This is a genomic window from Achromobacter sp. 10T422 (assembly GCF_056394065.1).
In genome coordinates this window covers 168,417-192,677 of record NZ_JBFTHD010000007.1, presented here as the reverse complement: position 1 = coordinate 192,677, position 24,261 = coordinate 168,417, and the positions used below count along the sequence as shown (strand labels likewise).

At 65.1% G+C, this 24,261-nt stretch carries 23 protein-coding genes and 1 riboswitch; of the genes, 10 read left to right on the top strand and 13 right to left on the bottom strand.

The window, feature by feature from the left end; genetic code table 11:
• Positions 1-36 precede the first annotated feature (36 nt).
• Positions 37-1,224, top strand: coding sequence for a class I SAM-dependent methyltransferase (locus tag AC1DB0_RS20065; RefSeq protein WP_454670108.1), 1,188 nt, complete (start codon positions 37-39; stop codon positions 1,222-1,224).
• 55 nt (positions 1,225-1,279) lie between these two features.
• Here AC1DB0_RS20065 and AC1DB0_RS20060 read toward each other — a convergent pair whose 3' ends face one another.
• Positions 1,280-2,383, bottom strand: coding sequence for a tRNA nucleotidyltransferase/poly(A) polymerase-related protein (locus AC1DB0_RS20060; RefSeq protein ID WP_346552621.1), 1,104 nt, complete (start codon positions 2,381-2,383; stop codon positions 1,280-1,282).
• Complete coding sequence (locus tag AC1DB0_RS20055; protein WP_054420722.1) at positions 2,380-4,515, bottom strand: lytic transglycosylase domain-containing protein; 2,136 nt, start codon at positions 4,513-4,515, stop codon at positions 2,380-2,382. The genes AC1DB0_RS20060 and AC1DB0_RS20055 overlap by 4 nt, the downstream gene beginning before the upstream one ends.
• Before the next feature lie 142 nt (positions 4,516-4,657).
• Between AC1DB0_RS20055 and AC1DB0_RS20050 the strand changes: the two genes are divergently transcribed.
• The 6 genes from AC1DB0_RS20050 to AC1DB0_RS20025 all read left to right on the top strand — a co-directional run bounded on the left by AC1DB0_RS20050 (position 4,658) and on the right by AC1DB0_RS20025 (position 10,973).
• Entirely contained in the window at positions 4,658-5,335 is a 678-nt protein-coding gene (locus AC1DB0_RS20050; protein ID WP_476758724.1) for a 5-formyltetrahydrofolate cyclo-ligase, read from the top strand.
• A 267-nt stretch (positions 5,336-5,602) separates the two neighbouring features.
• Positions 5,603-7,033 carry a circularly permuted type 2 ATP-grasp protein gene (locus AC1DB0_RS20045; protein ID WP_054420724.1) on the top strand — a complete coding sequence of 477 codons (1,431 nt, stop codon included), beginning with the start codon at positions 5,603-5,605 and terminating at the stop codon, positions 7,031-7,033.
• Positions 7,034-7,035: 2 nt separating this feature from the next.
• Positions 7,036-8,010, top strand: coding sequence for an alpha-E domain-containing protein (locus tag AC1DB0_RS20040; RefSeq protein ID WP_054420725.1), 975 nt, complete (start codon positions 7,036-7,038; stop codon positions 8,008-8,010).
• Between the two features lie 13 nt (positions 8,011-8,023).
• Positions 8,024-8,827 (top strand): transglutaminase family protein, encoded by an 804-nt coding sequence (locus AC1DB0_RS20035; RefSeq protein ID WP_054420726.1) that lies wholly within the window; start codon positions 8,024-8,026, stop codon positions 8,825-8,827.
• A 78-nt stretch (positions 8,828-8,905) separates the two neighbouring features.
• Positions 8,906-9,769: a proteasome-type protease gene (locus AC1DB0_RS20030; RefSeq protein WP_054421354.1), complete on the top strand. Its 864-nt coding sequence runs from the start codon at positions 8,906-8,908 to the stop codon at positions 9,767-9,769.
• A 205-nt stretch (positions 9,770-9,974) separates the two neighbouring features.
• Complete coding sequence (locus tag AC1DB0_RS20025) at positions 9,975-10,973, top strand: tripartite tricarboxylate transporter substrate-binding protein (RefSeq protein WP_476757512.1); 999 nt, start codon at positions 9,975-9,977, stop codon at positions 10,971-10,973.
• A gap of 116 nt (positions 10,974-11,089) precedes the next feature.
• Here AC1DB0_RS20025 and metF read toward each other — a convergent pair whose 3' ends face one another.
• The 9 genes from metF to AC1DB0_RS19980 form a co-directional block, all read right to left on the bottom strand.
• Positions 11,090-11,932, bottom strand: coding sequence for a methylenetetrahydrofolate reductase [NAD(P)H] (gene metF / locus AC1DB0_RS20020; RefSeq protein WP_054420728.1), 843 nt, complete (start codon positions 11,930-11,932; stop codon positions 11,090-11,092).
• The gene (locus AC1DB0_RS20015) at positions 11,932-12,267 is read right to left on the bottom strand and encodes a phage holin family protein (RefSeq protein WP_006224804.1); all 336 of its coding nucleotides are present in this window, start codon (positions 12,265-12,267) and stop codon (positions 11,932-11,934) included. Before AC1DB0_RS20015 ends, metF begins: the two co-directional genes overlap by 1 nt.
• A gap of 124 nt (positions 12,268-12,391) precedes the next feature.
• Positions 12,392-13,810, bottom strand: coding sequence for an adenosylhomocysteinase (ahcY, locus tag AC1DB0_RS20010; protein WP_175170331.1), 1,419 nt, complete (start codon positions 13,808-13,810; stop codon positions 12,392-12,394).
• Positions 13,811-13,910: 100 nt separating this feature from the next.
• Positions 13,911-14,049: riboswitch (S-adenosyl-L-homocysteine riboswitch) on the bottom strand.
• 74 nt (positions 14,050-14,123) lie between these two features.
• On the bottom strand, positions 14,124-15,164 hold the full coding sequence (locus tag AC1DB0_RS20005; protein WP_054420730.1) for a glycosyltransferase family 4 protein: 1,041 nt from the start codon (positions 15,162-15,164) through the stop codon (positions 14,124-14,126).
• A gap of 244 nt (positions 15,165-15,408) precedes the next feature.
• Positions 15,409-15,645 (bottom strand): DUF1289 domain-containing protein, encoded by a 237-nt coding sequence (locus tag AC1DB0_RS20000; RefSeq protein ID WP_054420731.1) that lies wholly within the window; start codon positions 15,643-15,645, stop codon positions 15,409-15,411.
• A 78-nt stretch (positions 15,646-15,723) separates the two neighbouring features.
• Entirely contained in the window at positions 15,724-16,611 is an 888-nt protein-coding gene (locus AC1DB0_RS19995; protein WP_447982797.1) for an alpha/beta fold hydrolase, read from the bottom strand.
• 26 nt (positions 16,612-16,637) lie between these two features.
• A complete protein-coding gene (gene leuD, locus AC1DB0_RS19990) occupies positions 16,638-17,303 on the bottom strand; it encodes a 3-isopropylmalate dehydratase small subunit (RefSeq protein ID WP_447982798.1) in 666 nt (221 codons plus the stop codon).
• Positions 17,300-18,721 (bottom strand): 3-isopropylmalate dehydratase large subunit, encoded by a 1,422-nt coding sequence (gene leuC, locus AC1DB0_RS19985; RefSeq protein ID WP_476757511.1) that lies wholly within the window; start codon positions 18,719-18,721, stop codon positions 17,300-17,302. Before leuC ends, leuD begins: the two co-directional genes overlap by 4 nt.
• 185 nt (positions 18,722-18,906) lie before the next feature.
• Complete coding sequence (locus AC1DB0_RS19980; RefSeq protein ID WP_476757510.1) at positions 18,907-19,887, bottom strand: tripartite tricarboxylate transporter substrate binding protein; 981 nt, start codon at positions 19,885-19,887, stop codon at positions 18,907-18,909.
• A 135-nt stretch (positions 19,888-20,022) separates the two neighbouring features.
• Between AC1DB0_RS19980 and AC1DB0_RS19975 the strand changes: the two genes are divergently transcribed.
• The 3 genes from AC1DB0_RS19975 (at position 20,023) to AC1DB0_RS19965 (ending at position 22,731) form a co-directional block, all read left to right on the top strand.
• Positions 20,023-20,946, top strand: coding sequence for a LysR family transcriptional regulator (locus tag AC1DB0_RS19975; RefSeq protein ID WP_476757509.1), 924 nt, complete (start codon positions 20,023-20,025; stop codon positions 20,944-20,946).
• A gap of 180 nt (positions 20,947-21,126) precedes the next feature.
• A complete protein-coding gene (locus AC1DB0_RS19970) occupies positions 21,127-21,384 on the top strand; it encodes a helix-turn-helix domain-containing protein (protein ID WP_342066376.1) in 258 nt (85 codons plus the stop codon).
• 3 nt (positions 21,385-21,387) lie between these two features.
• Positions 21,388-22,731, top strand: a complete 1,344-nt coding sequence (locus AC1DB0_RS19965) for a type II toxin-antitoxin system HipA family toxin (RefSeq protein ID WP_476757508.1) — start codon at positions 21,388-21,390, stop codon at positions 22,729-22,731.
• Positions 22,732-22,742: 11 nt separating this feature from the next.
• Here AC1DB0_RS19965 and AC1DB0_RS19960 read toward each other — a convergent pair whose 3' ends face one another.
• Together AC1DB0_RS19960 and AC1DB0_RS19955 are read right to left on the bottom strand one after the other, a co-directional pair.
• Positions 22,743-23,384, bottom strand: coding sequence for a flavin reductase family protein (locus tag AC1DB0_RS19960; RefSeq protein ID WP_342066378.1), 642 nt, complete (start codon positions 23,382-23,384; stop codon positions 22,743-22,745).
• Between the two features lies 1 nt (position 23,385).
• Positions 23,386-24,192 carry a GntR family transcriptional regulator gene (locus AC1DB0_RS19955; RefSeq protein ID WP_447578929.1) on the bottom strand — a complete coding sequence of 269 codons (807 nt, stop codon included), beginning with the start codon at positions 24,190-24,192 and terminating at the stop codon, positions 23,386-23,388.
• Between the last annotated feature and the right edge of the window lie 69 nt (positions 24,193-24,261).

The window sequence follows — 24,261 nt, the reverse complement described above, 5'->3', positions numbered from 1 at the left end:
TGGGAAAATGCGCCCATGACCACGCCTTCCTCGACCATGCAACGCCCCGCGCCCGCCAACCTGCCCCCGCTGTCCCCCGCCGCCCAGCAACATAGCGACGCCACCGCCGCGCACCTGCGCGCCGCGATCATCGCCAATGGCGGCTGGCTGCCGTTCGATCACTGGATGGCCGAAGCGCTGTACGCGCCCGGGCTGGGCTATTACGCCGCAGGCAACGTCAAGCTGGCGGACGGGGATGACGACGCCAAGACGCCTGCGGGCGATTTCGTCACCGCCCCGCAATTGACCCCGCTCTTCGCACGCACCATCGCCCGTCAGGCGGCGCAGGTGCTGCGCCAGACGCAAACGCAAGCCGTGCTGGAGTTTGGCGCCGGCACCGGCGCGCTGGCCGAAGGCGTGCTGCAAGAGCTGCATGCGCTGGGGCTGGAGCAGACGCAGTACTTCATCCTGGAAGTTTCAGCCGACTTGCGCGCGCGCCAGGCCGAGCGGCTGGCGCCGTTCGGCAGCCGTGTGCAATGGCTGGACGCGCTGCCCAATACCTTTGCCGGTTGCGTGCTGGCCAATGAAGTGCTGGACGCGATGCCGGTATCGCTGTTTTGCTGGGGCGAAGATGGCGCCGTGCTGGAGCGCGGCGTGTCGCTGGATGCCGATCAGCATTTCGCGTGGGCCGACCGCCCTGCCGCGCCCGCGCTTGCCGCCGCCGTCGCGGCGCGCATGCCAGCCCTGCCGGGCTATGTGTCGGAAATCAACCTGCAAGGCGAAGCGTGGATTGCCGCGATGGGCGCCTGGCTGGAACGCGGCGCGGCGCTGCTGATCGACTACGGTTTTCCGCGCAGCGAGTACTACCATCCGCAGCGCGCGGGCGGCACGCTGATGTGCCATCTGCGCCATCACGCGCATGGCGACCCCTTCACCGCCCCCGGGTTGCAGGACATCACCGCGCACGTGGATTTCACGGCCATGGCGGACGCGGCACTGGAAGCCGGCTTGCAGGTGCTGGGCTATACGTCGCAGGCGCGCTTTCTGATGAATGCGGGGCTGATGGATCTGCTGGCGCAGTTGGACCCGTCGGACGCGCAACAGTACGCGCAGGCCGTCGCGCCCGTGCAGAAGCTGCTGTCCGAAGCCGAGATGGGCGAACTCTTCAAGGTGCTGGCCGTGGGCCGGGGCATGACGGAACCGCTGGCGGGCTTTGCGCGCGGCGACCGTCTGGGCAAGCTGTAAGGACGTCAGGCGGAGGGCGCGGCACGTTGGCCGCGCCGCCCCGTTCCTGCAAGCGTCAGCCCGCCTGCAAGCGTTCCAGTTGTTCCAGCCGCGCCTGGCGCACGCTGTCCTTGATGCGGGCTGGGTCGCCTGCGCAGGCCTTGGCAATAGCCCCCGCATCCACACCGCGCACAGCATCCACGCGTGATTGCCACGCGTCGGTATCCACGGGCTGCAAGATGGCAGCCGTTTTCAAGAGATCAAAAAAGCGTTCCGGCTTGCGCAAGGCATCGGCGCGTTCCATCAGCGCCAGCTGCGCGTCGGGGCCGCCTTGCTCGGTGGCGTTCAAGCCTGCCAAGACCTCGGGCAGCAGTCGCGCGTAATCATTGCATTCGGTCGGCACGCGCATGCGCCGCCCCAGCGCCTCGCGTTCAGGCGTCAGCCGGCACAGCAAGGCGTAGCGCCCCGCCATCGACAAGCCCGACTGCGCCGCACGATCGACATCCGCGCCGGCTTCCTCCACGCCTTGCAGCTCGGGCATCACGCGCGCCAGCGCGCCGGAATCCTGCAACACGCCCAACATGCGCGACGGCTTTTTCGCCATCAGCCCGCGCGACAATTCCTTCCAGACCCGTTCGGCCACCAGCGCATCGGCCTCGCCGGCGTCCACCATGTGGCGGCACAGCGCCATCGTTTCCGGCGCGATGGTGAAATCGTCAAAGCGCGCGGCGAAACGTCCCAGCCGCAAGATGCGCACCGGGTCTTCCTGGAACGCGTCGCCCACATGCCGGAAGACGCGCGCGCGCACATCGGCCGCGCCGCCCAAGGGGTCGACGAGTTCGCCGTCTTGCGTCTGGGCGATGGCGTTGACGGTCAGGTCGCGGCGGCGCAGGTCTTCTTCCAGCGTGACATCGCTGCCGGTGTAGAACGTAAACCCCTTGTAGCCGCGGCCGGACTTGCGCTCGGTGCGCGCCAGCGCGTATTCCTCTTTGGTGCGCGGGTGCAGGAAAACGGGGAAGTCACCGCCCACCGGGATGAAGCCGCGGCGGGCCATGTCTTCGGGCGTGGCGCCCACCACGACCCAGTCGTGATCGCCGGGGCGCAGGCCAAGCAGAGCATCACGCACCGCCCCGCCCACGATATACACCTGCAAGCCGTCGATGGCCGGATCTGGCGTCATGGAATCGACGTGCTTTCGGCGCCCAGCGGCACGATGTTGCCCAGCCGTTCCTTCAAGGACTGCGACTGCCCGCTGAACATCGCCGCGTAGTAGACGGCGTTGGACATCACGTTCTTCACGTAGGTGCGCGTTTCGTTAAACGGGATGGTCTCGGCGAAGATCGCGCCTTCAACGGGATGCGTAAACGTCGAGCGCCAGTTGTGCGGGCGGCGCGGCCCGGCGTTGTAGCCTGCGCTGGCCAACATTTGCGAGCCGTTCAAATCGCGCAGCACCATGTTCAGGTAGTTCGTGCCGAGCTCGGTGTTGGTGTCGAAATCATTCACGCTGGCGGGCGTGAAATCGGTCATGCCGATCTTGCCTGCGACCCACTTGGCAGTGGCCGGCATCAGCTGCATCAGGCCGGAAGCGCCCACGTGCGAACGCGCATCCATGATGAAGCGCGATTCCTGGCGGATCAGGCCGTAGACCCAGGCCGGGTCCAGTGCGATGGCGTTGGCCTTGGCGGTGACGCGCCCTTCAAACGGCGCGATGAAGCGCTGGCTGAAGTCGAATTCCTTTTCGGTGCGGTCAGACGTATTGACCACGCGATCAAAGATATTTTCGGCGCGCGCCAGTTCGGCAGCGGCCATCAGTTGGCGGTCGCTCATGCCGCGCAGCGTGTAGTTCCATTCCGGCACGGCTTCGGCGCGCCAGCCCAGGCGGAACAATTGCACGGCGCGTTGCAGGCCCGGGTTGGCGCGGGCTTCGGCGATTTCGCGGTCGCTGACGGGCGCGGGGCGCGGCGGCACGTTGATGCGGCGGCCCAGTTCTTCGGCCGACAACTGGCCGTAGAAATCGAAACGGTCGGCAATGCCGGCGTACAGCGCGTTGGCTTGTTCCTTGCGGCCGGTTGCGGCCAGGCCGCGCGCCTTCCAGTACACCCACGACGTATCGTCGCGCTGCGAGGCGGGCATCTCGTCGATGGACTCGATGACCCACTTCCAGTCGATCTTGGGTTGGCGCAACGCGGCGCGCACCTTCCAGCCCGCGTTGTATTCCGTCATGCGGATGTGGCCGGCTTCGTGGTACCAGTCGTCGGCGCGGCTATCCAGCTTCAGCGCCGCCATCAGCGCGTACTGGCCGCGCACCCAGGCCAGATTCGGCTTGGACATGGACTTGGCCCATTCGCGGCGCATATACGAATCCGCCACGCTGACATCCGACCGCGCCAGCCGGGCCAGCGCGATGTTCACCAGTTCTTTCTCGTTGCGGCCCACGGGCATGCGGTCTTGCCGCGTCAGCCACTTCATGGGGTCCTTCATCATGGCGTCGTACGTCTTCAGGTCGCGCGCCTCGAACATGTACTGCACGAGCTTGCGGGCGTCTGTGGTCTTGTCGGCCTCGATGGCGTCGCGCAACTGCGGTTCCAGCTGATCCCAGCCCAGAATGTTGTCGGCGACCAGCTGGTCATACAGCGCCCAGCAGGAGCCCCCCGGTGCAAACACCGCCTGTGCCTGCGCGGCCGTGGCGCGCTGGCCGGTCATGTGCTTGGCGTCCAGGATGGCGCATTCGATCTGGGCGTTGCTGTTCTTCACGGGCGCCAGCTTGCGCACGGTTTCGAAGTCGCCGCTGCGGGCGGCGGCCAGCAGCCAGTCGCCACGCAATCGGTCAGCCAGGTAGGCGTCGTTATTGCTGCTGATGAAGCGTTGCAGGTCAGCGGTGGGCCGGCCCGTGGCGGGCGGCGTCCACAGCTGATAGCGCAGCAGCCAGTATTCGGGGTACATGCCCAGCGTGTCAGATTTAGCCTGGGGCACCAGCGCGCCCAGCACCGACCACTGCTTGCGGTTCATGGCTTCGCGCGCGGCAACCACGGCGGCAAGCGCGGGCGTGTCGGCTGTGGGAGGCAGGCCGGCCAGCACGGCGGGCGGCACCGAAATAACGGGCTGAGCCGCTTGGGCAGCGGCCTGGGGTTGGGGCTGGGTATTGACGGCGGCGCTGCGTTGTTGCGCGTCGACCGGTGCACAGGCGGCGGTGAACAATGCCAGCAGCGGCAGCCAGCGGCGCAAGCCGGCGCGAGGGTCCGAGGTGAAGGGGGTGCGCGGGGATTTCCGGGCGGTTTTCTGATACCGTCGCGATTGCAGGGTCTGTGTCATGCGGTGTCCCTCATTTGCCGACCTACACTGCAACCTACACCGGCCATGCACGCACCGGCCTTGCCCGCCAGCATGCCGACTTCCTGCATGCCCGATTCCAGCACGTTCGCCTTCATTGTCCATCCCCCATCACAGCCACTGCATGACTACGCAAAATACTCCAGAGGATACCGCAGTCCAGCACCGCACGCGATTGCGGAAACTGCGTGCCGAATTGCCCGAAGATCAGCGCAGCCGTGGCGGTTTGCTGATGCGCGCGCGGCTCTTCACGTGGCTGAATGTGGCGCGTGACGAAGCGGTGCGCGCCGGCCGTGSCGCGCCGGCCACCGTCGCGGCCTTCTGGCCCATGGCGGATGAACCCGACCTGCGCCCGCTGCTGTCGCAATGGGTGGAAAACGGGGTGGCCGTGGCGCTGCCCGTGGTCCGCACGCGCAACGCCCCACTGGCCTTCCTGCCCTGGACGCCCGAGGCCGAACTGCGCGCCGGCCCCTACGGCATCCAGGAACCCGCCGCTGGCGACGAGGTGCTGCCCGACGTGATCCTGGTGCCCACGCTGGGCTATACCGAGCAAGGCGACCGCCTGGGCTACGGCGGCGGCTACTACGACCGCACGCTGGCCGCCTTGCGCGAGCGCGGCCACCCGTTCATCACCATCGGCATCGCCTGGAGCTGCGGCGAGCTCGACGCTGACTACGAACCCGCCCCGCACGACTTCCCGCTGGACGCCGTGCTGACTCAGGACGGCTGGGTGCCGCACGCCCCGCTTGAGCAAGGCGCGACGGGCAGCGGTACCACGCTGCACACCTACCGCATGAACTGACGCACCAGAACCGCCCCGGCGGTTTGCACCAATCTGGTGCAATAAGATTTCCAGCGTTTCCCCCGCGGGCTTGCCGAGCCCCTCGGCCACTGCGGGGATGGCGTTTCCGCGCGCTTCAGAGGATATTGTGCCCAGGGCCGCCGCCTGCCCTGAAAGCTGGCATGCGGGTTGCTTATTGTTTGGGACCGGCCACATATCGGCCGGGTTATGACCGTGTGCAAGGCTGCCGCCTGCAAGCCGGCCGCCAGCACTAGCATCGGAGGAGCCATGAAGGACAGACCATCCCGTCCAGCCGCTTTTGACGAAATGCGCGACAGCGCAGGCGGCATACGCTCCCAGTACCAGGCCTTCGAGCGCTGGCATCAAGAGCAATCGGCCGAGGCCATGGCCGTACGGCGGCTTGAAGCAGACCTGAGCTTTCGCCGCGTCGGCATCACCTTTTCGGTGGCGGGCGACGCCGCCGGCACCGAACGCCTGATTCCCTTCGACCTGATTCCCCGGGTCATTCCCGCCGACGAATGGCGGCATCTGGAAGCCGGCTTGAAGCAGCGCGTACGCGCGCTGAACATGTTCATCCACGACATCTATCACGGCCACGACATCGTGCGCGCCGGCATCGTGCCGGCCGAACAGGTGTTCCTGAACGCCCAATACCGCCCCGAAATGCAGGACGTGGACGTGGCGGAAGACATCTACTGCCACATCGCCGGGGTCGACATCGTGCGCGCGGGCGCAGGCGAGTTCTACGTGCTGGAAGACAATCTGCGCGTGCCTTCCGGCGTGTCCTACATGCTTGAGAACCGCAAGATGTCGATGCGGCTGATGCCCGATGCGTTCAGCCGCATCAAGGTCGAACCGGTGGCGCACTACCCCGACCTGCTGCTGGACAACCTGCGTGAAGTCGCCCCGCACGGTGGCGACGACCCGACCGTCGTCGTGCTGACGCCGGGCATGTATAACTCGGCCTACTTCGAACACGCGTTCCTGGCGCAGCAGATGGGCGTGGAGCTTGTTGAAGGGCAGGATCTGTTCGTGGAACAGAACACCGTCTACATGCGCACCACGCAAGGCCCGCGCAAGGTGGACGTCATCTACCGCCGCCTGGACGACGACTTTCTTGACCCGCTGTCCTTTCGCGCCGACTCCGCGCTGGGCGTGCCGGGTCTCTTGTCGGTGTATCGCGCCGGCCGCGTCACGCTGGCCAACGCCATCGGCACCGGCATCGCCGACGACAAGTCCACCTATCTGTACGTGCCGGACATGATCCGGTTTTACCTCAGCGAAGAACCCATCCTGTCGAACGTGCCGACCTGGCGCTGCGGCCGGCCTGACGAGCTGTCCCACGTGCTGGCCAACATGCACGACCTGGTCGTGAAGGAAGTGCATGGCGCAGGCGGCTACGGCATGCTGGTGGGCCCCTCGTCCACGCGCGCCGAAGTCGATGCGTTCAAGGACCGCGTGCGCGCCAACCCGGCCAACTACATCGCGCAGCCCACGCTGGCGCTGTCCACCATCCCCACCTATGTGGAATCCGGCGTGGCGCCCCGCCACGTTGATCTGCGCCCCTACGTGCTGTGCGGCAAAGACATCCGCACGGTGCCAGGCGGACTGTGCCGCGTGGCGCTGACCGAAGGCTCGCTGGTCGTCAACAGCAGCCAGGGCGGCGGCACCAAAGACACCTGGGTTCTGGAGGACTGAACATGCTGAGCCGTACCGCCGACAACCTGTTCTGGATGTGCCGATACACCGAACGCGCCGAGAACACCGCGCGCATGCTGGACGTGAATCTGCAGATGTCGCTCTTGCCGCAAGACCCGCAAACGCGCGAAGGCTCGTGGCTGGGTGTGCTGCGCATTTCCGAGCTGCAGGGCCTGTACCAAAGCAAGTACGCATCCATCTCGCCCAACGATGTCCTGCAATACATGGTGCGCGACCCGGAGAACCCGTCGTCCATCTATTCCTGCATGCGCGCCGCCCGCGAGAACGCGCGCGCTGTGCGCGGCAGCCTGACCACCGAAGTCTGGGAGACCTACAACACAACGTGGCTGGAACTGCTGAAGCACCTGCACACCGGCCTGCTTGAACGCAACCCGGGCGAGTTTTTCGAATGGGTGAAGTTCCGTTCGCATCTGGCGCGTGGCGTCACCATCGGCACGATGCTTGAAGACGAAGCGCTGTACTTCCTGCGCATCGGCATGCACCTTGAACGCGCGGACAGTACCGCGCGCATGCTGGACGTGAAATTTCATGAACGCGGCAGCAACGGGTCGCACGAAGCGCGCGCCGAACCCACCGGCAACGCCGCGCTGCAAAGCGAGTTCTATCGCTGGTCGGCGCTGCTGAGTTCCGTGTCGGGGCTGGAGATCTACCGCAAGGTGTATCGCGACGTCATCACGCCAGACCGCGTCGCGGAACTCTTGATCCTGCATGGCGACATGCCGCGTTCGCTGCTGGCCTCGATGCGCGCGGTGGCCGAGGACCTGGCGCGCGTGTCCAACCAGCGCTCGACCGAAACGGAGCGCCGCGCGGGCATGCTGTGCGCCGAACTGCAATACGGCCGCGTCGAAGACATCCTGGACAGTGGACTGCATCAGTACCTGGACCACTTCCTGGACCGCATCAACGACCTGGGCAACCGGATCAGCCAGGACTTCCTGGTCCCGCTGTCGGCATAACACGGAGACAGCAATGAAACAGTTCATCACGCACGTCACGCATTACCGCTACACCGCGCCGGTCACCTACAGCATCCAGACCTTGCGCCTGACGCCGCGCGACGACGAACACCAGCGCGTGCTGCGCTGGAACATCGAAGCGCCTGGCGCGCTGGAAAAACAGGTGGATGCGTACGGCAACATCACGCACACGCTGACGCTGAACCACCCGCACACCGACATCGAACTGCGCGTGACGGGCCAGGTGCAGGTTGCGCCGCTGATGCGCGGGGTGCTGGGCAGCGAAGACAGCCGCCTGCCGGTACACGCCTATTGCGTCCAGACGCCGCTAACGCAGGCCGACGACACCATCATGGCCTTCGTTCGAAACGTGTTGCCCAACGGGCTGACGACACCAGACGACATCCTGGCGCTGGCCAACGCCATCAGCGACCGGGTGGCCTACGAGCCCGGCACCACCGACGTCACCACTGCCGCCAACCAGGTGCTGGCGATGGGCCATGGCGTCTGCCAAGACCACGCCCACCTGTTCCTGGCCTGCGTGCGCGGCCTGGGCGTGCCGGCCCGCTACGTCAGCGGCTACGTCCACACCACCACCGAACACTCGGCCAGCCACGCCTGGGCCGACGTCTGGCTGGCCGACATCGGCTGGACCAGCGTCGACATCACCAACCGCCAATTCGCCTCTGACAGCCATTGCCGGCTGGCCGTGGCGCGCGACTACGACTCGGCGTCCCCAATACGCGGCGTGCGCAGCGGCGGCGGCGAAGAATCCATGGAGATCAGCGTGCAGGTGCAGACGTCCGGCCAGCAGTAAACGCCCTGCCCGCACCGGTCAGCACGCCGGTGCCCGCGCCGCAATACAATGCGGCGTGGTTTTTCCGAATTTTCAATCATGACCTATTGTGTAGCCGCCCGCCTCGACGCCGGCCTGGTTTTCCTCTCTGACTCCCGCACGAACGCGGGCGTCGACCAGATCAGCGTTTTCCGAAAAATGACCGTCTTCGAGCGCCCGGGCGACCGCGTCATGGTCCTGATGACTTCAGGCAACCTGGCCGTCAGCCAGGCTGTGCTGCACGCACTGGCCCGCCAGCACGACGATGGCGGCGACACCATCTGGAACGCCGCCGATCTCTTCGAAGCCACCCGCTGCGTCGGCGCCGCCGTGCGCGAGGTCTACCACCGCGAAGCCCCCGCACTGCACGAGCAAGGCGTGGACTTCAACGTCAGCATCATTTTCGGGGGACAGATTGGCGGCGAACGCTGCCGCCTGTTCCAGGTGTATTCCGCGGGCAACTTCATCGAAGCCAGCCAGGAATGCCCATACTTCCAGATCGGCGAAGCCAAATACGGCAAGCCCATCCTGGACCGCGTGCTGCGCCCCGACACGTCTCTGGACGAAGCCGCCAAGTGCGCGCTGATATCAATGGACTCCACGCTGCGCTCGAACATCTCGGTAGGGCTGCCGCTGGACTTGCTGGTCTACGACACCGACGCGCTGCGCGTCACGCACTTCGCCTGCATCGACGAAAACAACGAATACTTCCGCATGATCCGCGGCACCTGGGGCGAACGCCTGCGCCAGGTCTTCGCCGAAATCCCCGACCCGCTGTGGACCAACCCCGATGACCCCGGCTCACTGGTGCCGCTGTCCCGCGTGCATCAGCCGCTGCGCATCGAACCGGTCAATGCGCCACAGCCGAACTACCCCACCCCGCAAGTGCTGGCCGAAGATCCGGGGAAGGATCAGGCGAGTTAAGACTTTCAACGCATGTGCCAGTCACATGCCCACCCTCCGAGGCCCGCCGCAATGCATTGCTGCGGGCTTTCGTGTTCTTGCCCCTTTCCCCTTGCCGAAACCCGGCTTGTGAAACGGCGAATTCTCATCCTTGGGCCCTCGGGCCACACTGGTATCTGCCCGCGTGCTGTTCGCGGGCCACCAGAACAACCACAAGGAGCGAGACATGCCCTCTTTTTTCGCGCGCGCGGCCACGCGTGCTGCCTGGCCCATGTTGGCCTTGTCCTGCATGGCCTGGGGTTCCGCCAGTGCGCAAGGCGCTTATCCCAACCATCCCATTTCGCTCGTCGTGCCGTTTGCGGCGGGCGGGCCAACCGATGTGGTGGCGCGCAGCCTTGGGGCGTCCATGGCCAAGACGCTGGGGCAAAGCGTCATCATTGAAAACCGCACGGGCGCGGGCGGCACGCTGGCCTCGCAGCATGTGGCGCGTTCGGCGCCGGATGGCTACACCTTTCTGATCCATCACAACGGCATGGCGACGGCGCCTGCGCTGTACCGCAAGCTGTCGTTCAACCCGCTGACGGACTTTGCCTACGTCGGCCAGGTGGCGGATGTGCCCATGACGTTGCTGGGCCGCAAGGACCTGCCGGCCGATGGCATGGCGGGCTTCGTCAAGTACGCCAAGGAAAACGGCAACAAGATCAACCTGGCCAACGCCGGGCTGGGCGCGGTGTCGCAACTGTGCGGCATGTTGCTGCAAGAGTCGCTGGGCGTGCAGTTCACGACCGTGCCATATGCCGGCACGGCCCCGGCGATGACGGCGCTGCTGGGCGGTCAGGTGGACGTGTTGTGCGACCAGACCACGCAGACCATTCCGCAGATCAAGGGCGATCGCGTGAAGCTGTTTGGCGTCACCACGCTGGAGCGCATCAAGGCGCTGCCCGATGCGCCGACCTTGCAGGAAGGCGGGTTGAAGGGCTTTGAGGTCAAGGTGTGGCACGGCGTCTACGCGCCCAAGGGCACGCCGCCGGAAGCCGTTGCCAAGTTCAATGCGGCGTTGCGCGCGGCGCTGAAAGACCCGGCGTTCACGCAGAAGATGGCCGAGCTGGGCGCAGAAATCGTGCCGGAAGCGAAGCAGACGCCGGAAGGCTTGCAGACCTGGCTGCAATCCGAGGTGGACAAGTGGGGCGGCGTGATCCGCAAGGCGGGCGTGTACGCGGACTGAGGTCAACGATAACTGCCGCTGCAAAACTGCCGCTGCAACAACGCCGCTACAACAACGCAGGAAAAAAAAGGCCGGCATCTTTCGATGCCGGCCTTTGTCGTCACTGGAAGCAGCGATTACTTCGCCAGTTCCTTCCACACCGCAAGCGGGGCTTCCGCGTGGTTCAAGGTGTAGAAGTGCAGGCCCGGCGCGCCGTTGTCCAGCAGGGTCTGGCACAGCTCGGTCACGACATCCACGCCGAACGCGCGGATGGAAGCCTTGTCGTCGCCAAACTCCGCCAGCCGCAGGCGAATCCAGCGCGGCACTTCCGCGCCGCACATTTCCGAAAAACGCAGCAGCTGCGTGTGGTTCGTGATGGGCATGATGCCCGGCACAATCGGCACGCGCACGCCCTTGGCCTGGGCCCGGTCGACAAAGTCGAAGTAGGCGTCGGCGTTGAAGAAATACTGCGTGATGGCCGCATCGGCGCCGGCGTTCACCTTGGCCACGAAATGGTCCAGGTCGGCCGACGGGTTCGTGGCTTGCGGATGCATTTCGGGATAGGCCGCGACTTCGATGTGAAACCAGTCGCCCGTTTCCTCGCGGATGAACGAGACCAGCTCATTGGCGTAGCGCAGTTCGCCCGCATCACCGCCCATGCCCGAAGGCAGGTCGCCGCGCAAAGCAACCACGCGCCGCACGCCTTCGTTCTTGTAGGTCTGGAGGATGTCCCGCAATTCCTGGCGCGTGGCGCCCACGCACGACAAGTGAGGCGCCGCATCGCAGCCCAGGTTGCCCAGCGTGCGCACGGCGTCCGCCGTGCCGGCACGCGTGGAACCGCCCGCGCCGAACGTCACGCTGACGTACTTGGGCTGGATGGCCAGCATCTGCTTGGCCGCGCGGACCAGCCGCTCTTGGCCGGCCAGGTCGCGCGGGGGAAAGAACTCCAGACTGAAAGCGGGGGAAGTCGAGTCAGACATTAGGGAATCAGTTTGGTAAGCAGGCCAGAGATGATGCTGTACAGAATGGCACCGCCCACGGCCCACCAGAACCCGTTGACCTGGAAGCCCTTCAGCACGGAGCCGACGAACCAGAACAACAAGGCGTTGATGACAATGAGGAAGAGCCCGAGGGTGACGATCGTGATGGGCAAGGTCAGCAGCACAAGCACGGGCTTGACCAGCATGTTCACCAGACCCAGCACCAGCGCGGCGATCAGCGCCGAACCGAAACTGGCCACGGCAATGCCGGGCAAGAGGTAAGCAACAGCCAGCAGGGCCACCGCGTTCAGAATCCAGACGAGTATCAATGTCACCATGTTCGAACTCCTGTATTGACGCTCCGCGGCCCTGCCTTCAACAGACAAAAACAGGGGAACCCGCGGTTCGGAAAACCCGCGCCAACATGGCGCGGTAGTTTCCTATTGTGCTTTCAACCCATCAATAACGGTAGTGCTCGGGCTTGAAGGGGCCTTCGACCGGCACGTTGATGTAGTCGGCCTGATCCTTGCGCAGCGTGGTCAGCTTCACGCCCAGCTTCTTCAGATGCAGGCGGGCAACCTTCTCGTCCAGGTGCTTGGGCAGCACGTAGACTTCGCCCGACTTGTAGGCTTCGTTACGCGTGAACAGCTCGATCTGAGCGATGGTCTGGTTGGCGAACGACGACGACATCACGAACGACGGGTGGCCCGTGGCGCAGCCCAGGTTCACCAGACGGCCTTGCGCCAGCAGGATGATGCGCTTGCCGTCCGGGAAGATCACGTGATCGACTTGCGGCTTGATCTCTTCCCACTGGCAATCGGCCAGACCGGCGACGTCGATTTCGTTGTCGAAGTGGCCGATGTTGCAGACGATCGCCTGGTCCTTCATGGCGTTCATGTGCTCACGCGTGATGACGTGGTAGTTGCCGGTGGCGGTGACGAAGATGTCGCCATGGACGGCAGCTTCTTCCATCGTCACGACCTTGAAGCCTTCCATCGCGGCTTGCAGGGCGCAGATCGGATCAATTTCCGTGACCCAGACTTGCGCGCGCAGGGCGACCAGCGCCTGGGCGCAGCCCTTGCCCACGTCGCCGTAGCCGGCCACGACGGCGATCTTGCCGGCAACCATCACGTCGGTGGCGCGCTTGATGCCGTCCACCAGCGATTCGCGGCAGCCGTACAGGTTGTCGAACTTGGACTTGGTGACCGAGTCATTGACGTTGATGGCGGCAAAGGCCAGCTCGCCCTTTTGCGACATCTGGTACAGGCGATGCACGCCGGTGGTGGTTTCTTCCGTCACGCCTTTGATCAGCGCCAGGCGGGTCGAGTACCACTTCGGATCACGCTTCAAGGTTTCCTTGATGGCGGCAAACAGGATGCGCTCTTCGTCGCTGCCCGGGTTGGCCAGCACCGAGAGGTCTTTCTCAGCCTTGGTGCCCAGGTGCAGCATCAACGTGGCGTCGCCGCCGTCGTCGAGGATCATGTTGGCGTTCTGGCCATTGGGCCATTCGAAGATCTTGTGGGTGTACTGCCAGTACTCTTCCAGCGTTTCGCCCTTGACGGCGAAGACCGGCGTGCCCGATGCCGCGATGGCGGCGGCGGCGTGGTCTTGGGTCGAGAAGATGTTGCACGAGGCCCAGCGCACTTCGGCGCCAAGGGCCACCAGCGTTTCGATCAGCACGCCAGTCTGGATGGTCATGTGCAGGCTGCCGGCAATGCGCGCGCCCTTCAACGGCTGCGCGGCGGCGAATTCGTCGCGGATGGCCATCAGGCCGGGCATTTCGGTTTCGGCAATAGCCAGTTCGCGACGGCCCCAGCCTGCCAGCGACAGGTCGGCAACCAGGTAATCGGAGAAGGATTTATCAGTCACAGCGTTCATGGTGTGTAGGCTCCACGTGAATGTCGAACGGCGCACGATATGGCCGGACAACGCGAATACACCACGACAGTCGAGTGCTCGCCTTTCCCGCCATATGCGACAAAGGTGAGCGCCGTTGCTGTAGCGACGCGCGGGGCGCGGCGCTTGAACAAGGATTCCTGAGCCTGGCGAGCCGGGGTTCGCGCGCCTTGCCTTGGCAAGACGGAAACCGCAGGGTCGTCGCAACGCTCCTCAGGATTGCCGGGCATTGTACCGGTTTGACCGCCTGCGCGGAAATCCGTCCCCGAAATAAAACCCACAGGATTTCTTCCGGTCACCCCGCCCCGGCCAACGTTGTCCGCGAAGAAGCATCCGGCACCAAGGGAACCAGCGAGGCCAGCAGGTCGGAGGCCACCGAATCCCAGCTGCGCGTCAGCGCATGCGCGCGCACGGCGTGGCGATCCAGCGGCAGCGCCGCGCGGCACGCGTGGGCAAGGTCATCATCCAGGCAGCCCGTGACACCCGGCGTCACCACCGCCAGCGGCGCCTCGCTGCGAAACGCCGCCACGGGGGTGCCGCTTGCCATGGCCTCCAGCATCACCAGACCGAACGTATCGGTCAGGCTGGGAAACACGAACACGTCGGCCGCAGCATAGAAACCGGGCAGCGCGTCGTCTTGCTGCATGCCCAGAAACACCGCATCTGGAAACCGCTTCTTCAACCGCGCCTCGTCCGGCCCCGCCCCCACCACCACCTTGCTGCCCGGCAGGTCCAGCGACAAAAACGCATCCAGGTTCTTTTCACGCGCCACGCGGCCCACGCTCAAGTAGACCGGGCGCGGCAGATGCGCGAACGCCTGGCTGTCGGCCGGCTGGAATTTGCGGGGGTCCACGCCGCGCGACCAGACGCGCAGGTTCGCCAGACCGCGCCGCACGAGAACGTCGCGCACCGTGGGCGTAGGCACCAGCACGCATTGCGACGGCCGATGGAACCAGCGCAGATAACGCCACGGCAAGGCTGCGGGGATGCCCATGCGCGCTTGCAGGTAGTCGGGGAACATCGTGTGAAACGAGGTCGTGAACTGCCAGCCGCGTGCGAGCGCCATGCGCCGCGCCGCCAGGCCCAGCGGGCCTTCGGTGGCGATGTGCAGCGCGTCGGGAATGGTGTCGCCCAGGATGCGGCGCAATTGCCGGCCGGGTTGCAGGCACAGCCGCAGGTCTGGCTCGGACGGGGCCGGTATGGTCCGGCTGCCCTGCGGGTTCACCACGATCAGCTCGTGGCCCCATTCAGACAGAATCTGCTGCATGGTCGTCCAGGTGCGGACGACGCCGTTGACTTGCGGATGCCAGGCATCCGTAACCAGAACGATGCGCATGAGGGGGGCCGGAAGTGGGCGATACCGCGATTTAGCCCGGCCGATATGACATGCCCAAGACGCCTGGAAAATTCGGCCGAAAATTTCTGGCCGGCCGCGCGCCTGAGTTGTTGCGCGCTAGCCTGCTGTGCCTCTGTTGCTGCGCCTGAGTTGTTGCGGCTTAGTTGTTGCGGCTTAGTTGTTGCGGCTGAATTGCTGCGACTGAATTGCTGCGACTGAGTTGCTGCGACTGAATTGTTGCGGCTTAGTTGTTGCGGCGGGGATAGCCTTGCGCCTTGATGCGCACCCAGACTTCGCGCTTTTCCTCATCCGTCATGAACACCCAATTGGCGACTTCCATGGCCGTGCGGCCGCAACCGCGGCAGATATCGTCGAACAGGGTCGAGCAAACGGCCACGCAGGGGGAGTCGGTCGCTTTGAAGACGCGTTGCGCGTCGTCGGGGTCAGGCAATTCGGACAGGTCGGCGAAGTAACGATTCATGGGCCGAAGATTACCACCCGGGCTGTGTCCCTTTTTGGATAGCCCTATCACCCGCCCTGGCTTGATTGACAGCCCGCGCTACCGCCATCCAAAGAACGCGCCCGCGTCCGCCATCAGCGCCTCCGGCGTCTCTTCGGCCAGGTAATGCGCCCCCGGCAGCGGCCCGCCCGAGACGTCATCGGCGACCGCGCGCCACAAACCCAGCACATCGAAATTCTTGCCCACGGCGCCCCGTTCGCCCCACAGCACCCGCACCGGCATGCGCAGGCGCTCGCCCGCGGCGCGGCCGGCGCGATCATGCTCCAGATCCAGCGTGGCGGACGCGCGGTAGTCTTCGCAGATGCCGGTTGCCCAGCCGGGCAATTGCGCCGCGCGTTCATATTCCGCCATCGCCTCGGCGGAAAAATGCGCCAGGCCGCCAGGCCGGCCACCCATTACCGAACGCAGGTAGAACACCGGATCATGCTCGATCATCGTTTCCGGGCCGGGCGCGGGCTGGATCAGCCAGAACCAATGGAAGTACGCCTGCGCGAATGCGCGCGTCGTGCCTTCGTACATGTCCAGCGTGGGCGCGATGTCCAGCAGCATCATGCGCGACACGGCGCTGGCATGGTCCAGCGCCATCCGATGCGCCACGCGCGCACCGCGATCATGCGCCAGCACGTCGAAGCGTTCGTGGCCCAGCGCACGCATCAGCCCGACCATGTCGGCCGCCATCTCGCGCTTGGAATGCGCCGCGTGGTCCGGCGAGGCAGCGGGCTTGGTGCTGTCTCCATAGCCGCGCAGATCCGCCGCGATGCACGTGCGATGCCGCGTCAGTTCGGGCCACACGCGGTGCCAGATGGCATGCGTTTGCGGATGGCCGTGCAACAACAGCAACGGCGGCCCCGACCCGTCGATGCGCGCGGCGATGTCCATGCCATTGGCCGGGATGCGGCGCACGGGCAAGTCGAAGAATGCGGTCATGGGGGAAGTCTCCTTGTGCGTTACGGTCATGCGGCATTCAGGCGGTCGCGCACCGTGCGCGCCACATCCTTCATCCACGGGTGGCGTGCCCAGTGGGCGGCTTCGAAGCGTTCCACTTCGGGCAGTTGCAGCAGCGACGCGCCCACCATGTCCTGGCCTTGGGCGAACATGCGGCGATGGCGCTCGGGCAACGCAAAGCTTGCCGTCCAGCCATCCGCCGCACGAATCTGCCCTGCCATCACGTCGATGGCCACGCGGTTGCCAGCCGGTTGTTGAAAATCAGACACCCCGACATTGGACACCCGCTCGAGCAAGGCGTCGACCTCGGCGGCGGGCAGGCTCACCAGCAGCAGGCCATTATTCACCGCATTGAAGTAGAAGATCTCGCCGAAGCTGGGCGCGATCACGGCGCGGATGCCGAACTGCTGCAAGCCCCACACCGCGTGCTCGCGGCTGGAACCGCAGCCGAAGTTAGGCCCCGCCACCAGCACGGACGTGCCTGCATACGCAGCCTGATTCAGTACGAAGCCGGGGCGCGGCGCGCCGTGCTCGTCAAAGCGCAAGTCGTACAGCAGGCCACGGTCCAGCCCCGCCTTGTCGATGATGCGCAGAAACTGCTTGGGCATGATCTGGTCAGTATCCAGATTGGAAAATGGCAGCGGCGCGGCGATGCCTTCGATCAACGGATTCATTTGGCTTGCTCCCATTCACGGACATCGACGATGCGGCCGGCCAACGCGGCGGCGGCGGCCATCGCCGGGCTCATCAAATGCGTGCGCCCTGCCCGCCCCTGACGGCCTTCGAAATTGCGGTTGGTGGTGGACGCGCAGCGTTCGCCGGGACGCAGCACATCGTCATTCATGGCCAGGCACATCGAACAGCCCGGCTGGCGCCATTCGAAGCCCGCTTCCATCAACACGGCCGCCAGCCCTTCCGCTTCGGCCTGCGCCCGCACCGCGCCCGAGCCCGGCACGATCATCGCGCGCACGCCCGCCGCCACCTTCCTGCCGCGCGCCAGCCCCGCCACCACGCGCAAGTCTTCAATGCGGCCATTGGTGCAAGAGCCAATGAACACGCGGTCAATCGGCACGCCGGCAATCGGCGCGCCGGGCGCAAGGCCGATATAGTCCATCGCCTTTTCCAACGCCAGCCGGGCCAGTTGATCGGGCTCGGCCTGCGGGTCCGGCACGTGGCCCGTCACCGGCATGGCCTGATCGGGGCTGGTGCCCCAGGTGACGAACGGCGCGATGTCCGTGGCGTTGAACACGTATTCCACATCAAAGGATGAATTCGCATCGGTGCGCAGCGTGGCCCAATACGCGCGCGCCTGGGCCAGCAGTTCGCCATGCAGCTGCGGCGCGTGCGCGGTGACGTAGGCGTCGGTCGTCGCGTCCGGCGCGATCAGCGCGGCGCGCGCGCCCGCTTCCACCGTCATGTTGCACAGGGTCATGCGGCCTTCAGCGGACAGGGCGTCGATGGCGTCCCCACAGAACTCCACCGCATGCCCGCGCGCGCCCTGCGCGCCGATTCGATGCACAACATAAATGACGAGGTCTTTGGCCGACATGCCCGCCCCCAACGCGCCGTCCACGCGGATGCGCATGTTGCGCGCCACGCGATACACGAGCGTCTGCGTGGCCAGGATGTGCTCCACCTCGGACGTGCCGATGCCGAAACCCAGCGCGCCCAACGCGCCATACGTCGTCGTATGGCTGTCGCCGCACAGCACCACCATGCCGGGCAAGATCATGCCGTGCTCGGGCGCGATCACATGTTCGATGCCTTGCAGCGGGTCGGTCGTATCGAACAATGCGATGTGCTGCGCGTCGCAATTGCGTTTCAGGTTCACGGCCTGGCGCGATGAGGCATCGTCCGCAATCACGCGCAGCGCCGGCGCCACCGGATGCGTGGGAATGATGTGGTCCACCACCGCCATCTGCTGGCCTGGGCGCAGCACGTTCCTGCCGCGCGCAGCCAGGCCGCTGAAGGCTTGCGGGCTGGTGTATTCATTCATGATGTGCAGATCGACGTACAGCAGAATGTGCTCGTCATCGATGCGGGCCACCTCATGGCTGGCCACCAGTTTGTCGTACAGCGTCATGCCGGGCATGTCTTGCTTCCTTGAATGGGGCGCCCGCGGCGGCGGCGGGCGGTCTTTCGGTTGCTGGTTGCGGCTGTTGCTGCCGTCGCTTGTTGCGGTTGCTTATTGCGATTGCTTTGTGCGGTTGCTTGTTGCGATCACTCGTTGCMGTCGCTTATTTGCGATTGCCTGTCGCGGTTGCGCCGCCGCTCCGCTTAGTTCGCCTGGATGCCAGCGTCCTTCACGACGCCCGCCCAGCGCGTCATTTCAGCGGCCACCATGTCGTCCGTTTTGGCGGGGGTGGAGATCAGCGGATCGAAACCTTCCTGCTGCATGCGCGCCTTCAGCGCAGGCGACTGCAACGCTTCGGCCAGCTTCGTGTTCAACGTGTCGATCACCGCTTGCGGCGTACCGGCAGGCGCGCTGACGACAAACCACGTGTTGAACTCGTAGCCCGGCAAGCCGGACTCCGCGATGGTCGGCACGTCTGGCAGCAAGGGCGAACGCGCCGTGCCCGTTACACCCAGCGCCCGCAGCTTCTTGCCATCCACCTGCGGCTTGGCGGCGGACAGCACCGGAAAGCTCATCTGCACTTGCCCGCTGATGGTGTCGACCATGGCGGGGCCGCCGCCCTTGTATGGCACGTGCAGAATCTGCGTCTTCGAGACCGACTTGAACAATTCCGCGGCCATGTGGAACGTGCTGCCCGTGCCAGCGGAACCGAAGCTCAAATCATTGGCGGGCCGCGCGCGCACATAGGAAAGCAGTTCGCTCACATTGGCGACGGGCAACGCGTTCGTCACCGTCAGCACGTGTTGCGACGTGCCGACCGTGCCCACCGAACGCAGATCCTTCGTCGTGTCGAACGGCATGTCCTTGAACAGCGCCGGGTTGATCGCCAATGACATCGTGTTGATCGCCAGCGTGTAGCCATTGGGCTGGGCGCGCGCCACGGCGGCCATGCCGATGTTGCCGGACGCGCCCGCGCGGTTCTCGACGATCACGCTTTGGCCCAACGCGCGGCCCCACGCTTCCGAGATCAGCCGCGCGGCAATGTCCACGCTACCGCCGGGCGCAAAAGGCACGACGAGCGTGACTGCACGTTCGGGAAAGGCATTGGCGGCGGTGGCGGGAACGGTCCAACAGGATGCGGCGACGGCCGCGCAGAACGCGCGGGCCAAGGGTTTGATCTTCATGTTTCGGGTCTCCTCGGTTGGCCACGTGGATGTGGCTCTATATCGGTAAACCCAGTGTATAAGCGGGTTTAATTCTTATAATTCCCGTTCAAACTAAATCTTTATTAAATTAGATTTATCAATCAGGCTTGCGCCATGGATGCCCTTTCCGATCTCGCCTTCTTCGCGCTCGTGGTCAAACACGGCAACCTGTCGGCCACCGCGCGCGAACTCGGCCTGACGCCGCCCGCCATCAGCGCGCGGCTGGCCAGGCTGGAGCAGCGCCTGGGCGTGCGCCTCTTGAACCGCACCACGCGCCGCGTCAGCGTCACGCAGGAAGGCGAGCTGTACTTGGCTGAGGGCGGACGCATCCTGGCGGATCTCGAGGCGCTGGAACGGTCGGTCTCCAGCGCCCGCGCCCAACCCCAGGGGCTGCTGCGGCTGAACGCCACCTTCGGCTTCGGCCGCGCGCACATCGTGCCGGCCGTCTCGGATTTCGCGCGCCAATATCCTGACGTGGAAGTGCTGATGCGCTTAACCGACCGGCCGCTGAACCTGATCGAAGAAGGCTTCGACGTGGCCGTGCGTTTCGGCGACCTGCCCGACGCCCGGCTGACCGCCCGCAAAATCGCCTCCAACCGGCGGCTGCTGTGCGCATCCCCCCGCTACCTGGACACCTATGGCGAACCGCGCACGCCCAGTGATCTGCAACGCCATCGCTGCATCGTCGTGCGCGAGAACGACGTCGCCTACGGCACCTGGCGGCTGGAATCCGGCCAACGCGCCGAGACGGTCAAGGTGCGCGGCCCCGTCAGTTCCAACGACGGCCAAAGCGCACTGGAATGGGCGCTGGACGGCCACGGCATCGTCATGCGATCCGAATGGGAAACCGCGGCGTATCTGCGCGAGGGCCGGCTGCGCGAAGTGCTGACCGATTGGCGCACACCCCCCGCCGACATCCACGCGCTATACCCCGAACGTTTGAACCTGCCCGCCAAGACCGTGGCGTTCGTGGAATTCCTGTCCCAACGCTTCGCGCGGCATCTCAGGGCGCCGGGCGAGACGGGGGGAGTTTGGTGAGGGGTGGAGGTGAACTTTCTGTAGCCCAGAGGCCACAATACAAGTCCTTTAGCTATTTTTTGTAGCCCTGGGGCTACTGATTCTAGGTGGGGTCGCTTGGTCTTGGATTTCAACGTGAATGAGTCCCACGGGCCACAAAAATAGTAGACTCACCAGATACTGATGCCCAAGGGCCACAAAATGACCACACTTGGTGATGTCGCGGAAATGCTGAGATCTGCCCGCAAGGATAGCGGCCTGACTCAAGAAGAAATGGCCCGGCGCGCAGATGTCGCCCGGACGACCCTGGCGCGCATGGAGAATCTGGCCCGCAACGACATGAGCGTGTCAGCGCTCGTCCGGCTACTCGAGGCCGCGGGCTACGACCTCAAAGTCGTCAAGGCCGGACATCAGCGCACCTTGGACGACATCCTGGCTGAACAGCGGCGCGGGGAATAACCCATGAAACTCGACGTGCATGTTCTGGGCCGCCATGTCGCCAAGCTGTACCGCGCGGGTGACGAGTACCTTCTCAAATATCTGGTCGGCACACCCGCCGACGCTTTCGTCAGTCTGGCCATGCCCGTGCGCGAGGAAGCCTGGCGCTGGCCGCGCGATCTGCATCCGTTCTTTCGTCAGAACCTGCCGGAAGGCCACCTGCTGGGTGTAATCCGCGAACTGTTCGGCCCGCTCATGGATGGCACGGACCTGTCTCTGCTTGCCGTCGTGGGCGCATCGGGCATTGGTCGGGTCGCAGTCACGGCGGAAGGCGCTGCGCCGGGCGTGGCGTTGCCACCACTGAGCATTCAGGACTTATTGACGGCGGAAAACACAGCGCCGCGCTTCGAGGAGTTGGTCCGAGAGTACGCACGCAGCGCCATTTCCGGAGTCGTGCCGAAATTTCTGGCGCCCGAAGCCCAAGAGCAGAATGTGATCGACACCGTGAAAGCCACGCTTCGCACCACGCGGCACATCATCAAGGGCTCCGATGAGAAGACCCCATATCTTGGGTTCAACGAATTCTTCACCCTTCGCGTCCTGCGCCGATTGAACGTCGTACCCGTCGTCAATGCACAGATGTCTGCGGATGGCCGAGTGCTGGTCGTCGACCGCTTCGACGTCGACGCAACCGGCCAGCCAGCGTTCGGCGTGGAAGATGCTTGCAGCCTGCTTGGCCTGCCCCCTCATGAAAAGTACAGCGCAACGACGGAGCGTGTTTACAAAGCCACTCGCGACTACCTCCCGCCCGCCGCGCTGCGCACGCAGAATCTGCACTTTGCATGGCATCTGCTGGCGAACTACGTCGTCCGCAACGCGGACTGCCATGCCAAGAACATCGCGCTGTATTACACGTCGCGAGCCGACGTCGCCTACACGCCTGTCTTTGACGTCGTAACGACCCAGGCGTATCCCCAGTTCACCAATAGCGCGCCTGGTCTGTCGGTTGACGGACGCAAGACTTGGGCGCCTGGAAATACCCTGGCGAAGTTCATGCTGGCCCGACTTGGCATTCCTTCAAAGCAGTACCAAGCCATGGTTGAGCAACTATGCGAGTCCGCCGTGGAGGTGGGCAAAGAAGTTATCGAGGCCGCTAAGAACGAGCCGCAATGGCGTTGGATCGCCAAGCAGATGGTGCATGCCTGGAATGACGGCATGTGCGCATTGCGCAGTCCCAAGCTCGACCAGCGATATCGTGGACTCGATATCGCAATTGCCGACGCCGGCTATGAAGCGGCAGACGCGCCGTTGGATACTGCGCGAGTCATCGGGCGATCTGAAGGGCTAGCCGCGCCAAAACGCGCATAGCCCCCCGCGTCTCAAATCTCATCAATCGCCGTACTCGCCGTCGCGCCCGCCGGCGCGTCCCCTGCGCCGATCGCGTAGCGGTCGCGCGTGGTGACGTAGAAGCTGGCGCCGAAACGGCCCACTGGAAAGTAATCCTGTAGACGCACGCGCCAGGTTTCCGTGTCGATCAGGCCGTCGCGCGCGTGCAGCCAGCGCACCTGGCCGATGAAGATCTGGCGGCTGGCGGTTTCCATGGTTTCGTAGAGCGTGCATTCGAATGCCACGGGCGCTTGCACGATGCGCGGCGGTTTGACGTGGTGGCTGGGCGCGGCGTCCAGGCCCGCGTGGGCCAGTTCGCTGACGTCCGCCGGCAGGCGGTCGCCGCAGCGGTGCATTTTTTCCGCCATGGCTTCGTCGGTCAGGTGCACCACGAATTCCTTGTCGCGGGCGATGTTGCGCGCCGTGTCCTTCAGGCCGCCGTCTTCCAGCCGGTTGATGCTGACCATGACAATCGGCGGGTCTTCGCCCAGCATGTTGAACATGCTGAAGGGCGCCGCGTTGACCACGCCGGTTTCCGACAAGGTGGTGATCAGCGCGATCGGGCGGGGCACGATCAGGCTGGCCATCAGCTTGTAGCGCTGGTATTCGGTGATTGCGTCGAAGTCGATTTCCATATCAGGCCAGTCCCAGCATCTGGGCAAGGGTTTGCGCGGGTTGCGGGCGTTCAAGGCTGATACGCCGCTCCAGGTCCGCAAGGTGGTTGTCATTGATTTTCACGGCTTCGGCCACGTCGCCGCGTTCCATCAGGTCGACGATCAGCACGTGCTCGCCGTGTTCGCAGGCGGCGTTGCCGGGCGGCTCGTACAGCGCCACGATGAGCGAGCAGCGCGACACCAGTTCGGCCAGATAGCCGTGCAAAATGGCGTTGCCCGACAGCTCGCCCAGCCGCACATGGAAGGCGCTGGCCTGACGCGCCCATGCGGGCTGGCCAGCGCGATGCAGCAAGGCATGTTCGTCGCGCAACTGCTTGCGCAGCGACGCGTAGTCGGCCTTGGTGGCGCGCGCCACGGCCAGCGGCAGCAGCGCCGTTTCCAGCGCGCGGCGCGCCTGGAAGATCTGGCGCGTGTCTTCGGGCGTGGGCTCGGCCACCACGGCGCCACGGTTGTGATGCAGGTCGACCACGTGCTCGTGCGCCAGACGTTGCAAGGCCTTGCGCGCCACGGATCGCGATACGCCGAACAAGTCGCAGATGGCGGCCTCGGGCAGCTTTGTTCCGGGGGTCAGCCGCTGGCTCATCACGCTTTCGTAGACGGCCTCGCAGATGCGGCGCTCCATGTCGCTGTCGGGCGTGCCGTCGGCGGGGCCGGCGTCGCGCGGGGCAGCGGACGCGACGCTGGCGCGTTCCATAACAGCAGACTCCACGGCGATCTTGCTGCGGGGGGCAGGCTTGGCGCGGGGTTTGGCGGGGCTTCGGCTGGGCATGCTGAACTCGAAAAGGTTAAACGGGTGCGGCTGTTAAACGGGTGCGGCAGTGAGACGGGTACGGCGGTT

Bases quoted from the DNA above. Each gene is read 5' to 3' on its own strand.
- AC1DB0_RS20065 (WP_454670108.1), top strand. From the start codon at position 37: ATGCAACGCCCCGCGCCCGCCAACCTGCCCCCGCTGTCCCCCGCCGCC.
- AC1DB0_RS20060 (WP_346552621.1), bottom strand. From the start codon at position 2,383: ATGACGCCAGATCCGGCCATCGACGGCTTGCAGGTGTATATCGTGGGC.
- AC1DB0_RS20055 (WP_054420722.1), bottom strand. From the start codon at position 4,515: ATGACACAGACCCTGCAATCGCGACGGTATCAGAAAACCGCCCGGAAA.
- AC1DB0_RS20045 (WP_054420724.1), top strand. From the start codon at position 5,603: ATGAAGGACAGACCATCCCGTCCAGCCGCTTTTGACGAAATGCGCGAC.
- AC1DB0_RS20040 (WP_054420725.1), top strand. From the start codon at position 7,036: ATGCTGAGCCGTACCGCCGACAACCTGTTCTGGATGTGCCGATACACC.
- AC1DB0_RS20035 (WP_054420726.1), top strand. From the start codon at position 8,024: ATGAAACAGTTCATCACGCACGTCACGCATTACCGCTACACCGCGCCG.
- AC1DB0_RS20030 (WP_054421354.1), top strand. From the start codon at position 8,906: ATGACCTATTGTGTAGCCGCCCGCCTCGACGCCGGCCTGGTTTTCCTC.
- AC1DB0_RS20025 (WP_476757512.1), top strand. From the start codon at position 9,975: ATGCCCTCTTTTTTCGCGCGCGCGGCCACGCGTGCTGCCTGGCCCATG.
- metF (WP_054420728.1), bottom strand. From the start codon at position 11,932: ATGTCTGACTCGACTTCCCCCGCTTTCAGTCTGGAGTTCTTTCCCCCG.
- ahcY (WP_175170331.1), bottom strand. From the start codon at position 13,810: ATGAACGCTGTGACTGATAAATCCTTCTCCGATTACCTGGTTGCCGAC.
- AC1DB0_RS20005 (WP_054420730.1), bottom strand. From the start codon at position 15,164: ATGCGCATCGTTCTGGTTACGGATGCCTGGCATCCGCAAGTCAACGGC.
- AC1DB0_RS20000 (WP_054420731.1), bottom strand. From the start codon at position 15,645: ATGAATCGTTACTTCGCCGACCTGTCCGAATTGCCTGACCCCGACGAC.
- AC1DB0_RS19995 (WP_447982797.1), bottom strand. From the start codon at position 16,611: ATGACCGCATTCTTCGACTTGCCCGTGCGCCGCATCCCGGCCAATGGC.
- leuD (WP_447982798.1), bottom strand. From the start codon at position 17,303: ATGAATCCGTTGATCGAAGGCATCGCCGCGCCGCTGCCATTTTCCAAT.
- leuC (WP_476757511.1), bottom strand. From the start codon at position 18,721: ATGCCCGGCATGACGCTGTACGACAAACTGGTGGCCAGCCATGAGGTG.
- AC1DB0_RS19980 (WP_476757510.1), bottom strand. From the start codon at position 19,887: ATGAAGATCAAACCCTTGGCCCGCGCGTTCTGCGCGGCCGTCGCCGCA.
- AC1DB0_RS19975 (WP_476757509.1), top strand. From the start codon at position 20,023: ATGGATGCCCTTTCCGATCTCGCCTTCTTCGCGCTCGTGGTCAAACAC.
- AC1DB0_RS19970 (WP_342066376.1), top strand. From the start codon at position 21,127: ATGACCACACTTGGTGATGTCGCGGAAATGCTGAGATCTGCCCGCAAG.
- AC1DB0_RS19965 (WP_476757508.1), top strand. From the start codon at position 21,388: ATGAAACTCGACGTGCATGTTCTGGGCCGCCATGTCGCCAAGCTGTAC.
- AC1DB0_RS19960 (WP_342066378.1), bottom strand. From the start codon at position 23,384: ATGGAAATCGACTTCGACGCAATCACCGAATACCAGCGCTACAAGCTG.
- AC1DB0_RS19955 (WP_447578929.1), bottom strand. From the start codon at position 24,192: ATGCCCAGCCGAAGCCCCGCCAAACCCCGCGCCAAGCCTGCCCCCCGC.